Genomic DNA, 12,598 nt, shown 5'->3' with positions numbered 1-12,598 from the left:
AATAATCTCGTGTAATTCGTGATATTGGTTGTTATTAAAGACGTTTCGATTAGTTTGAAACGTCTTTTTTATGAACTCTTCTCAAAAGGAAAATAGCTGTAACAAAGAAAATACCTAAAATTACAATTGCAGCACGCGGACTTCCTGTAATTTGATCGATAATTCCGTAAACACACATTCCAATTACAATTCCTATTTTTTCTGCAACATCATAAAAACTAAAGAATGATGCCGTGTCTTCTGTTTCCGGTAATAGTTTTGAATATGTTGATCGAGATAATGCCTGAATTCCTCCCATTACAAATCCTGCAATTGTTGCCATAACATAAAAATGCATTGGCAGCGTAATAAAAAATGCAAGAGCACAAAATACGGCCCAGATTGCGTTAATGAATATTAAAGTTGGAACGTTGCCAAATTTTTCTGAAGCTCTTGAAGTTAGAACCGCTCCAACTACGGCTACTAATTGAATTATTAAAATACAGACAATTAAACCAATAGTGCTTTCTTCCTTAGATGACCATTGTATTTCCTGTGCACCAAAATAAGTAGCAACCAGCATTACAGTCTGAACAGCCATGCTGGAAACAAAGAAACCTCCTAAATAACGTTTTAAAGGAATATTCTGTTTCAATAACGCCCAAACCTTTTTTAATTCTTTAAAGCCATTAAATACAACAGATCTTGTTAGTTTTTGTCCCGTTTCTTTACTCCCTTTTGGTAAATAGTAATAAGTATACTGGCTGAATAAAATCCACCAAACTCCTACCATTACAAAAGAATAACGCATTGCTTTCATCGCTGCACCATCTCCCGTAATATTAAAGACTTCCGGCTTCATTATCATTGCTAAATTGATTATCAACAAAATAACACTTCCAATGTATCCTAATGAATATCCTTTTGCACTAATTCTGTCTTGCTGCTCTTCAAATGCAATATCCGGAAGGTATGAGTTGTAAAAAACTAAACTTCCCCAATATCCAAGAAGTCCAAGAAAATAAAATAAAAGACCAACATAAATATTATCCAGGTCAAACCAATATAATCCCATACAAGATAAAGCCCCTACATAACAGAAAAACTTCATGAAAGATTTCTTGTTTCCAACATAATCAGCAATACCAGACAATAAAGGTGAAATAAATGAAACCACCATAAAAGCAAAAGCGGTTATAAAACTTATTAATGCTGAATTTTTAAGATGCATTCCAAAAACATCTATATAATGATCACGATCGCTGAATAAGGCTTCATAAAAAATTGGAAATACTGCAGATGCAATTGTTAAAGTATAAACTGAATTTGCCCAGTCATAAAATGCCCAGGCATTTAAAAGTTTCTTATCTCCTTTTTGTAGGTTTTTCATAGAAATGATTTTGTTAACAGGCTACGAATTTATCTATTTTTTATGATAAACAAATAGAAATTATTCAATTCGTACATTATTAAATTATGAACTTGAGCTAAATAAAAAAAGCCATTCAAAATTGAACGGCTTTTAAAATCATACTTTTTGTATGTAATCTTTATTTTATAGTACCAACTTTAAGGGCTATGGCTTTTGCCTCAGGTATTAAAGCTTTAATATTAGCAATTCTTGTAGCATCAGAAGGGTGTGTACTCATAAACTCTGGTGTACCTGATCCTCCAGATTTTGCCGACATTCTGCTCCAGAAAGCCACAGCATCTTCTGGATTATATCCTGCGATTGCCATTAATGTTAAACCAATTTTATCTGCTTCACTTTCGTTGCTTCTGCTAAATGGCAGCATTACTCCTACTTCAGTTCCCATACCATAAGCTTGAGAAAATATTTCTCTTGTCTGGGCAGATTTATTAGTTGTTGCAGCATCTAAAACTGCTCCTCCAATTTGCTGCAATTGTGCGGCACTCATTCTCTGTGCTCCATGATTGGCTAATGCGTGTGATACCTCGTGTCCCATTACCGTTGCTAAACCAGATTCATCCTGCGTAACCGGCAGAATTCCAGAATATACTACAATTTTTCCTCCGGGTAAACACCATGCATTTACTTCTTTATTATCGACTAATTTATATTCCCATCTATAATCCTTCAAATATTGTGACTGACCTAAATAGGTTAAATATTTTTCAGCAGCAGCTTTAATTTTAGTACCCACTAATTCTACTCTTTTTGCATCTGCTGTTCCTGTTATCACCTTATTCTCAGACAAAAAAGTGCTGTATTGCTGGAATGAAGTTGGAAACAATTCGCTGTTTGAAACAAAATTTAAGTTTTGTTTACCTGTAATTGGGTTTGTAGCACAAGCCATTACAAGTGCTCCAAAAACTCCTAGAAACAAATATTTTTTCATAATTCAAGCTATTTTCACACAAAAATACAATTATTAAAAATTAATATTTTATACAATTAGTCAAAAAAATAACAGAATTTTACTTACTCTCCTACAATATGAAGTTCATTAAACTCTTTATCAACAATTAAGAAATTATTTAACTCGAAACTAACTTTATCAAACTCAATTTTTTCGTTGTCAATTTCTATTTCTGTAACTTTAAATGGCAGTCCAATAAGATTGATCTTGTATTTCGTGTACGGAGTTGTATATTTTCCTTCTTTGTGAAGCTGGATAATAAGTTCTTTTTCTTTCCCAATATTTCGTAACGATAAATAGCTGTAACGTCCTTTTTTATAATCGTATCCGTCTTGAGCATCTTCATAAACGGCAGATTGTTCTTTACCATTTTTGTAGTAAACATCAAGAGTTAATTCATCAAATTCAAGTTCGCCCACATATTGCTGTACGGGATATTTTGGAATAATTGCTCCCGCTTTCACAAAAACCGGAATTTCATCAAATTTGGTATCAATCCAGATTTCTCTTCCGCCAATAAAAAGTTCATTTGTCCAGTAATTATACCACTCACCTCTAGGTATATACATACGTCTGCCTACAGCATTAGGTTCAAGTATTGGACATACTAAAATTTGGTTTCCAAAAATAAATTCATCGTTTCTGTAGTGCGTTTGTGTATCGTCCTGATCGTAATAAACAAGCGGTTTTAGCATTGGAACTCCTTCTTCAATATACTGCCAGAACATGGTATATAAATAAGGTAATAATTGATAACGAAGGCTGACAAATTTTCTGGTAATAGTAATTACTTCTTCATCAAAAGCCCACGGTTCCTGATTTCCATGATCTCCGGATGAATGTGTTCTGCAAAATGGATGGAAAACCCCAAGCTGAATCCAGCGTGCATACAATTCTCCTGTTGGCTGTTCTGCAAATCCCCCTATATCAGAACCTGTAAATCCCATTCCCGAAATTGACATTCTCTGCACCTGGATATTGGCAATCCATAAATGTTCCCAGGTTGCCACGTTGTCACCTGTCCATGATGATGTATAGCGCTGCGCGCCAGAATATGCCGATCTTGTAATTACAAACGGACGTTTTGGATAAGCAAAGCGTTTTACACCATGATAGGTGGCTCTTGCCATTTGTGTTCCATAAATATTGTGTGCTTTTCTATGACTGCAGGGATTTCCATCGTAGAAGTGGCGGACATCCATTGGAAATGTTTTATTTGGAACCTCCATTACAGCAGGTTCATTCATATCATTCCAAACTCCTTTTACGCCTATTTCTGAAACTAATTCTTTAAATAAACCTGCCCACCATTCTCTAACAGCGGGATTTGTGTAATCTGGAAAGTTACATTCGCCCGGCCATACTTTACCTTTCATATAAGGTCCGTCGGCTCTTTTGCAGAAATAATCTTTTTCTAAAGCTTCTTTGTATACCCAGTAATCTTTATCAATTTTAATTCCCGGATCTATAATTACAACTGTTTTAAAACCGTCTTCAGCTAATTCAGTGACCATTTTTTTGGGGTCTGGAAAATAGTTTTTATTCCATGTAAAACATCTAAAACCATCCATGTAATCAATATCCAGATAAATAGCATCGCAGGGAATTTTAAGTTCTCTAAATTTTGAAGTAATCTCTTTTACTTTACTTTCAGGATAATAACTCCATTTGCATTGGTGATAACCCAAAACCCAAAGCGGCGGTAATTCTGGTTTCCCCGTTAAATCAGTATAAGTTGTTACAACATCCTGCATTTGAGGCCCGTAAATGAAATAATAATTCATTTCACCTCCTTCTGCCCAAAAGCTTGTTATATTTCTTCTTTCCTGACAAAAGTCAAAGAAAGTTCTAAATGTATTGTCAAAAAATATTCCGTAAGATTGTTTGTTATGCAGACCAATATAAAATGGAACTACTTTATATAAAGGTTCCTGATCTTTTTGGTAAGCATATTGATCTGTTGCAAAATTCTCAACTCTTTTGCCTTTGAGGTTCATTTGTGTTGCTTTATCCCCAAGACCGTAATAACATTCACCGTCTTTAGAAAATTTGCTCATTTTTACGATATTCCCGCCATATTCGTAACTTTCTTCCCAATGAAAACCAAGTTCGTCTTCAAGAATTAGAAAATCATTTAAATCGTAAATTGAAAGGCGTAAATCTGCTTTTTGAATTTTACATTTTAATTTACTGGTTCTTATTTCAAAATAAGTTTCCTGCTCTGTAAGTTCAAGAAAATTATAACCATGAAGCTGGGTTTTATCAATGGCATACGAAAAATCGTTGCTGAAATACCCTTTTGTAGTAAATCGAAATCGAATTAAACTGTCCCTGAGAATAGTGACTTTTAAGATTACTTTGTTATCTGTATTAAAAAAAATCGAATCGCCTTCATGTTCATAAGAAACGATTTTTGATGGATATAAATCGCCTTTATATTCTAATGATGTGTTTGTAATCATATCGCCAATGAATTAATTATAACAATAATCTCTATTTCAAACATACGAAAAAAGTTAGTAAAGCCCTATGAATAAAAGGTTTATTCACGAAAACGTTTTTTCTGGCTGAGAATTAAATTACAGCTCAAAAAATCGAAATATCGATAATTTATGACCGATAAAATGACAAAAAAGCACTTCTAAAAATAATTGTAAGATTTTTTCTAACCGAAAGAATATACCGTTACACTTAATGGCGGTAAAATTAATTCGGCTGAAAATTCCCTGCCATCATACGGAATTGATTCGATTTTTAGAGATTTTCCATTTTCTATGCCGCTTCCTCCATAAATAGAAGCATCACTATTAAAAATTTCTTGTAATTTTCCTTTTTTAGAAATTCCAATTCTATAATTTTCTCGTACTACCTGCGTGAAATTACAAACCACAACCACATTTTCATCAGGATTATTTCCTTTTCGGATATAAGATAAAACCGCATTTTGATGATCTGAATAATTTATCCATTCAAAACCATCTGCTGTAAATTGTTTTTCATACAATCCAGGTTGAGATTTATATAACTGATTTAAATCTGTAATTAATCTCTTTATTCCTGAATGGTAATCATATTGCAGTAAATGCCAGTCTAAACTTTGTTCAAAATTCCATTCGCTGGTTTGACCAAATTCTGCACCCATAAACAATAATTTAGTTCCCGGATGCGTAAACATATAACCGTATAATAATCTCAAATTAGCAAATCGCTGCCATTCGTCGCCCGGCATTTTATAAATTAGAGATTGTTTGCCGTAAACAACTTCGTCATGAGAAAACGGAAGCATAAAGTTTTCGGTAAAAGCGTATGTCATCGAAAACGTCAAATCGTTTTGATGGTATTTTCTATAAACCGTTTCTTTTTGAAAATATTTTAAAGTATCGTGCATCCAGCCCATCATCCATTTCATTCCAAAACCTAAACCTCCGGTAAAGGTTGGTCTGGAAACCATAGGAAATGAAGTGCTTTCTTCTGCAATAGTCTGAACTCCATCAAAATTAGCATAAATAACTTCATTAAATTCTTTAAGAAAACTTATACTGTCTAAATTCTCTCTTCCGCCAAAAATATTGGCTTCCCACTCGCCTTCTTTTCTGGAATAATCAAGATACAACATCGAGGCCACAGCATCTACTCTTAATCCGTCTACATGATAATTCTGAAGCCAGAAAACAGCATTGCTGATTAAAAAAGCGCGGACTTCATTTCTTCCATAATTAAAAACCAAGCTTTTCCAGTCCGGATGATAGCCTTTTCTACGATCTGGATGTTCGTATAAATGAGAACCGTCAAAATAACCTAAACCATGCGCATCATCTGGAAAATGCGAAGGAACCCAGTCCAATATCACTCCAATCCCTTCCTGATGCAGCCTGTCAACCAAAACCATAAAGTCCTGCGGTTTTCCAAAACGCGAAGTCGGCGCAAAATATCCAGTTAACTGATAACCCCATGAAGGATCATAAGGATATTCCATAATCGGCATAAATTCAACGTGCGTAAAACCGGTTTCTTTAACGTATTTTACCAGATCATCTGCCAATTCTAAATAACTTAAAAACCTGTTATGATCTGCTCGTTTCCAGGAACCTAAATGAACTTCATAAACAGAATATGGTTTATCTAAAGCATTATGCTGCTGGCGGTTCTGCATCCAGTTTTCATCTTTCCATTTATAGTCTAAATCCCAGACAACAGAAGCCGTATGCGGTGGTTTTTCACAATAAAGAGCAAAAGGATCTGCTTTTTCAGTAATTACACCATTTATACTCGATTGAATTTTATATTTATAAAGAGCTCCTTTTGAAATATCGGGAATAAATCCTTCCCAAATTCCAGAAGAATCCCAGCGAACATTTAAATTATGTTCGCCTTGAGTCCAGTAATTAAAATCGCCCACAACCGAAACCGACTGTGCCGTGGGAGCCCAAACGGCAAAATAAACGCCTTTTACTCCATTAACTTCAATTAAATGTGCTCCTAATTTTTCATATAATTTGAAGTGTTTTCCCGCTTTGAATAAATCTATATCAAAATCGGTAAATAGAGAATGTACGATTACTTTAGTCATGTTTGGTTTTTAAGGCAAAAATTGATATTGATTGATATTGATATTGATATTGAAATTGATATTGATTGATATTGATATTGATATTGATATTGAAATTGATATTGATATTTAAAATTATTCAATTCTAAAGTTGTCTGATAAAGTAACTCCTTTTTTAATTACAACAATTCCGTCTTTAATGCTATATAATTCATTTGTAAAGTTATCTAAATGCTTTCCGCCGCTAATGTGAACATTGTTCCCAATACGTACATTTTTATCTATCAGTGCATTTTTAATAAAACAATTTTCACCAATACCAACATGAGTTTTGTTAATACTGCTGTCATGATTCAATTCATCTAAATCCTGATAAAAATCGTTCCCCATTACATAACAATTTTCAAGCACTGTTCCTTCTCCAATTCTCGAACGAATGCCAATTACTGAGCTTTTTATTTCTTTTGCATTAATAATACAGCCTTCAGAAATCAAGGATTGATTGATAATGGAGTTTCTAAATTTAGAAGGCGGTAATAATCTTGGTCTTGTAAAGATTTTATTTTCGTTATCAAATAAATTAAATTCAGGAATATCTGCAGTTAAACCAATATTGGCTTCAAAAAATGATTCAATGTTTCCAATATCTGTCCAATAACCTTCATATTGATAACTTAATATTTTGTGTTTTCCAACGGCTTGCGGAATAATTTCTTTTCCAAAATCTTTTGTTTCCTGGTCTGCCATTAGTTCTTCCAACAATGATTTATTGAAAATATAAATTCCCATTGAGGCAAGATATTTTTTTCCTTTTTCCTGCATTTGTTCGCTTACTTCAGATTCCCATTCAGGCAGTAATGAAGCATCTGGTTTTTCTATAAAAGCATGAATATTATTTTCATGATCGGTTTTTAAAATTCCAAATTCCGGAGCATCTTTAGCATTTACAGGCAGGGTTGCAATCGAAATTTCAGCGTCAGCAGCAATATGTGCTTCCAGCATTTCGTTGAAATCCATTTGATACAGCTGATCTCCTGAAAGAATCAAAGCATGATCGAAATCGTGTTTCAAAAAATGTGACATACATTGCCTTACAGCATCTGCAGTTCCCTGAAACCAGGTTGGATTATCAGGAGTTTGTTCTGCTGCCAAAATATCGACAAACGACTGACTGAAAATACTAAAATTGAAAGTGTTTTTAATATGTGCATTTAAAGATGCAGAGTTAAACTGTGTCAAAACGAATATTTTAAAAATATCAGAATTGATACAATTTGAAATTGGAATATCGACCAAACGATATTTTCCTCCAATTGGGACAGCCGGTTTTGATCTTGTTTCTGTTAACGGGAACAAACGTGATCCCTGTCCTCCTCCTAAAATAATGGCAACTACATTTTTCTTTTTAAATTTCATTTTTGCTGAATTATTAAGTTGTATATTTCGATATATTCTTGGCACACTCTTTCCCAGGAATGATCTGCTGCCATTCCTCGTCTTAAAACGGTATTAAAATTTATTTTATCGTCATACAATTTAACCGCACGGTTTATTGAATCACAAATATCTCCAACCGAAGCCTGATCGTGACAGATTCCGTTTCCATCATCCCCAAAATCAATAACCGTATCTCTTAATCCTCCAGTTCTCCTAACAATCGGAATCGTTCCGTATCGCATCGCATACATTTGGTTTAAACCGCAGGGTTCTACTCTTGAAGGCATTAAAATATAATCTGAACCTGCGTAAATCAAATGTGCCAATTCTTCGTTATAACCAATAAAAACATTGTAATTTCCTTTGTAATCATTACGCAGCTGGGTTAACTGCGATTCTATTTCAGCATTTCCTGAACCTAGAATTAAAATATTGATCTCTTCAAAATGCTCTGATAATGCTAGTGCAGAAGCTTGCGGGAGTAAATCACCTCCCTTTTCTTCAAACAAACGTCCTATAAAACTAAACAATGGTTTCGAAGGATCGAGTTCAAACTGTTCGCACAATTTTTCTTTATTTTTCTGTTTCCCAGTTTCAAAGTTTTCTATTGAATAATTAGCTGCAATCATTTGATCTTTTAACGGATTCCAAATTTCAATATCAATTCCGTTTAAAATACCTTTTGATTTATTTCGAACAGAATTAAACAAAGACTCTAAACCATTTGCACTGTAATTAATTTCATTTAAATAACTCGGAGAAACCGTTGTTACTGCATTTGCACATTTTACACCAACAGCTAGTGAATTAATGCAATTATTCCACTCTAAAAACCCAATATGTTTTAAATCAAATTCTGGTAAATAATACAGCTTATCAAAACCAAACCATCCTTGATACAATCCATTATGAATTGTTATAACAGTTTTTACATCTTTCAGGTTTTCATATTTATAAGCAAATTGTAATAAAAATGGAATTAAACCAGTGTGATGATCGTGGCAGTTAATAATTTCAGGAACTTTATTTCGTGCAATAATCCAATCTAAAACCGCAATTTGAAAAGATAAAAATCGTTCAATATCATCTTCATAACCATAAACATTTGGACGATTAAATAATTCTTTGATTTCTATAAGATATAACTCGTAACCTAATTTATCTGAACTTTCTTTTAAAACACTAAACGGAAAATTAAAATTTCCCAATTTAACCGTTCCCCAATGTACACACTCAAAATTATTCTCTTTTTTAAATTTCGTATCATAAGCCGGAACAACAACTCTTACATCATTTCCTGCATTTTTTTGATATTTGGGCAAAGCGCCTACAACATCTGCCAAGCCGCCAACTTTAGCCATTGGATAACATTCTGCACTAATATGAAATATTTCCATTTAGAATTAATTTGCGATTATTTTTTTAAGAAACAATCATTAATATGCTACTTTTATGTTTTCTAAATTTAGCAAAAAAATAAGCAAGGTTCAGCTTCTAAATAAGTTTTATTGAAATGGCAAAAAAGGCAATTAATCCTACTAAATCATTAAAAATTCCACAGATAATTATAATATCTGCCAAAATTTGCGCATTTGTATCCACAAAACTCGCAACAAAATTCGCAGCAAGAATATTTACAACACCAATAAAACATAAAGTTCCCAAACGTGAGTTTGAAATGGATCGTAAAAGCATTCAAAAAAATGTTTATGTTCCCGCTATTAATAAAAGTGTTGTAACTTATCATTATGGTCAAAGTGAACGCAAAGTATTGTTGGTTCATGGATGGTCTGGCAGAGGAACACAGTTATTTAAAATAGCTGATGAACTTTTAGCAAATGATTACTCTACAATTAGTTTTGATGCTCCGGCACATGGAAAATCACAGGGAAAAACAACGATAATGTCTGAGTTTATAGCTTCTATTTTGGAAATTGAAAAACAATTTGGACCTTTTGAATTTGCAATTGGACATTCATTAGGCGGTATGTCGGTATTAAATGCTGTCAAAGACGGTTTAAAAGTAAATAAAGCAGTTATAATTGGAAGCGGAGATATTGTGCAGGATATTTTAGATGAATTTATTTTCAAATTAAAACTCAATAATGAATACAGCAGCCGACTGAGAATCTTTTTTGAAGATTTGTATAAACTGAAAATGGATGACTTTTCGGCTTACCGCGCTGCACAAAAAATTAAAATTCCGGTATTGGTAATACATGACAATGATGATCCTGAAGTTTCTGTTAAAGCAGGAATTCATATATATGAAAATCTGGAAAACGGCTCTTTATTTTTAACCGATGGATTAGGACACAGAAAAATACTTGGAAATCAAAATGTTATAAAAAAGATATTAGAATTCATTAAAATCAATTAACTTTATAGATAACTATTTCAATATCAACACTAAATAAAGTATAAGATGGATTTGTTTGGCGAAACTGAAAATTGGGAAACTAAATTAAAACCCATTTTAAAAAAATACAAGCACAAAAAACATCCTTTAGATTATCAAAACACATATCAGCTTTTGGTAATGGTAGTTTTATCTGCACAGGATTCTGATGCTAACATCAACAAGATTGCACCTGCATTATTTGAAAAATATCCAACTTTAAAAAGTCTGTCAAAAGCTGATATTGACACTTTTATTTCTTACATAAGTAAAGTACGTAATTATCCGACTAAGGCTCAATGGCTTTTAGAAATTGCACATACCATTCAAAATGATAATGATATTCCTTTAACAATGTCTGGTTTGACAGCCTTGAAAGGAATTGGAAGAAAATCTGCCAATGTAATTTTAAGAGAAACTGAACAGCCGGCTGAAGGAATTATTGCCGATTTACATGTAATTCGCGTAGCACCTAGAATTGGAATAATAAAGGAATCTAAAGATGGTAATAAAGTCGAAAAAGACTTAATGCAGGCTTTACCAAAAAGTATTTGGTCAGAAATTGGAATGGCAATTTCATTTTTAGGTCGTGAAATCTGCAGACCAAAACCAAAGTGTGAAGAATGTCTTTTAACAGAAATCTGCCTGTATTATAACACTGTTGTACTAAAAAATTAGATTATTTTCTACGTGTATCAATCAGGTAAATAATTTTCCAAGAATCTTTTTCTTTAAATAATGTAAAAGTGTTTACTCCTGTATGACTTAATTTATCATTTAGATAAAACTCATAGGGAGCCCAAACATGAGCCATTGAACCGTCAATTTGAATATTATAACTCAAAATTTTCTCTTGAAATTTCATACTTGCAGGAATAGATGCGATTGATTTATAAAACTCTTTAGCCGTTTCATCAGATAATTTATTACCTTTTAAAGGATTTTCACTAATAGACTGCAAGATAATTTTATCAGAACAAACCAATTTCATTTTAATAGAATCCTTTTGATGGAATCCTTCAAAAAAGGTCTCGATGCATTTTTGAACTTCTTGTTTCTGAGCATTAGAGTGAAATCCCAAAAAAATAAAAAATAAAACAAAATAAACTCTCATAAAATAAATTTAGGTTAAACGCCAAATTGAGATAAATGATGATCCAAATGTTTAGCAAACATATTATTCCATTCTTTAGAAGTCAATTTACCAAAAGAAAGAGATTCTTTACCTTCAAATTCATTTTCTCCTAATTCTTGTGTTTTTAATATATAAGAAATCAGTCTGTTTTTTTCTAATTCAAAATTACAATCTCCTTTAATAATAAATTGTGGAGCTGTACCAAGATTTCTTGGATAAGGTTTTTCACTGACTACTTGGCTTTTAGCTAAAAATTTCAACAAAAGCTTCATTAAAAGATTTGGTTTAGAATGAATATTATCATAAACCATTTCATAAGTAACATTACAATGAGCCAGCATTTGGTCAACCGACATTTTACCCCAGAGAGGCTGAGAATCTATTTTAAGCTGATTGATTCTACCAATAAATTGATCACAATCTTCTTTATGAAAAACGTTTTGCATAGCTGGAATTACCATTTAAGATTAAATATTGTAGTAAAAATATAAAATTTCTGATTAAAACTGTTTTACGATTTCTAATTATTTAAAATTTCAGTTTATTCCAAAAAAAAACTTCAATTAGCAAAGCTAATTGAAGTTTTAGTACTCAGAGCGGGACTTGAACCCGCACGAACATTGCTGTTCACTGGATTTTAAGTCCAGCGTGTCTACCAATTTCACCATCCGAGCATTAAGTGGTACCTCCAGGGATCGAACCAGGGACACATGGATTTT

10 protein-coding genes and 1 tRNA gene are annotated in these 12,598 nt (G+C 32.8%); 2 read left to right on the top strand and 9 right to left on the bottom strand.

The window, feature by feature from the left end; translation table 11 throughout:
* Window positions 1-49 precede the first annotated feature (49 nt).
* The 6 genes from ACTJIW_RS14185 to ACTJIW_RS14160 all read right to left on the bottom strand — a co-directional run bounded on the left by ACTJIW_RS14185 (window position 50) and on the right by ACTJIW_RS14160 (window position 9,743).
* Entirely contained in the window at window positions 50-1,369 is a 1,320-nt protein-coding gene (locus ACTJIW_RS14185; protein ID WP_440716694.1) for an MFS transporter, read from the bottom strand.
* A 160-nt stretch (window positions 1,370-1,529) separates the two neighbouring features.
* Window positions 1,530-2,339 carry a M48 family metallopeptidase gene (locus ACTJIW_RS14180; protein ID WP_073411247.1) on the bottom strand — a complete coding sequence of 270 codons (810 nt, stop codon included), beginning with the start codon at window positions 2,337-2,339 and terminating at the stop codon, window positions 1,530-1,532.
* 83 nt (window positions 2,340-2,422) lie between these two features.
* A complete protein-coding gene (locus ACTJIW_RS14175) occupies window positions 2,423-4,822 on the bottom strand; it encodes a glycoside hydrolase family 31 protein (protein ID WP_440716695.1) in 2,400 nt (799 codons plus the stop codon).
* Between the two features lie 203 nt (window positions 4,823-5,025).
* Complete coding sequence (glgB, locus tag ACTJIW_RS14170; protein ID WP_440716696.1) at window positions 5,026-6,930, bottom strand: 1,4-alpha-glucan branching protein GlgB; 1,905 nt, start codon at window positions 6,928-6,930, stop codon at window positions 5,026-5,028.
* Window positions 6,931-7,044: 114 nt separating this feature from the next.
* Complete coding sequence (locus tag ACTJIW_RS14165) at window positions 7,045-8,325, bottom strand: glucose-1-phosphate adenylyltransferase (protein ID WP_012024804.1); 1,281 nt, start codon at window positions 8,323-8,325, stop codon at window positions 7,045-7,047.
* The gene (locus ACTJIW_RS14160) at window positions 8,322-9,743 is read right to left on the bottom strand and encodes a glycogen synthase (protein ID WP_440716697.1); all 1,422 of its coding nucleotides are present in this window, start codon (window positions 9,741-9,743) and stop codon (window positions 8,322-8,324) included. The genes ACTJIW_RS14165 and ACTJIW_RS14160 overlap by 4 nt, the downstream gene beginning before the upstream one ends.
* Before the next feature lie 116 nt (window positions 9,744-9,859).
* Here ACTJIW_RS14160 and ACTJIW_RS14155 point away from each other — a divergent pair, with 116 nt between their 5' ends.
* Together ACTJIW_RS14155 and ACTJIW_RS14150 are read left to right on the top strand one after the other, a co-directional pair.
* Window positions 9,860-10,726, top strand: a complete 867-nt coding sequence (locus ACTJIW_RS14155; RefSeq protein WP_440716698.1) for an alpha/beta hydrolase — start codon at window positions 9,860-9,862, stop codon at window positions 10,724-10,726.
* Window positions 10,727-10,771: 45 nt separating this feature from the next.
* Window positions 10,772-11,422, top strand: a complete 651-nt coding sequence (locus tag ACTJIW_RS14150) for an endonuclease III domain-containing protein (protein WP_012024801.1) — start codon at window positions 10,772-10,774, stop codon at window positions 11,420-11,422.
* 1 nt (window position 11,423) lies between these two features.
* Here ACTJIW_RS14150 and ACTJIW_RS14145 read toward each other — a convergent pair whose 3' ends face one another.
* The 3 genes from ACTJIW_RS14145 to ACTJIW_RS14135 all read right to left on the bottom strand — a co-directional run bounded on the left by ACTJIW_RS14145 (window position 11,424) and on the right by ACTJIW_RS14135 (window position 12,553).
* A complete protein-coding gene (locus tag ACTJIW_RS14145) occupies window positions 11,424-11,858 on the bottom strand; it encodes a nuclear transport factor 2 family protein (protein ID WP_149207183.1) in 435 nt (144 codons plus the stop codon).
* Between the two features lie 14 nt (window positions 11,859-11,872).
* Window positions 11,873-12,340, bottom strand: coding sequence for a DUF1569 domain-containing protein (locus ACTJIW_RS14140; protein ID WP_149207182.1), 468 nt, complete (start codon window positions 12,338-12,340; stop codon window positions 11,873-11,875).
* Window positions 12,341-12,467: 127 nt separating this feature from the next.
* Window positions 12,468-12,553: transfer RNA gene (locus ACTJIW_RS14135), tRNA-Leu, on the bottom strand.
* Window positions 12,554-12,598: the final 45 nt, after the last annotated feature.

The organism is Flavobacterium sp. 22659, assembly GCF_052044235.1.
In the GTDB taxonomy this organism is placed as follows: Bacteria; Bacteroidota; Bacteroidia; order Flavobacteriales; family Flavobacteriaceae; genus Flavobacterium; species Flavobacterium johnsoniae.
Note: the sequence above shows the minus strand (reverse complement) of the source record. Positions and strands in the feature narration are given on the sequence as shown.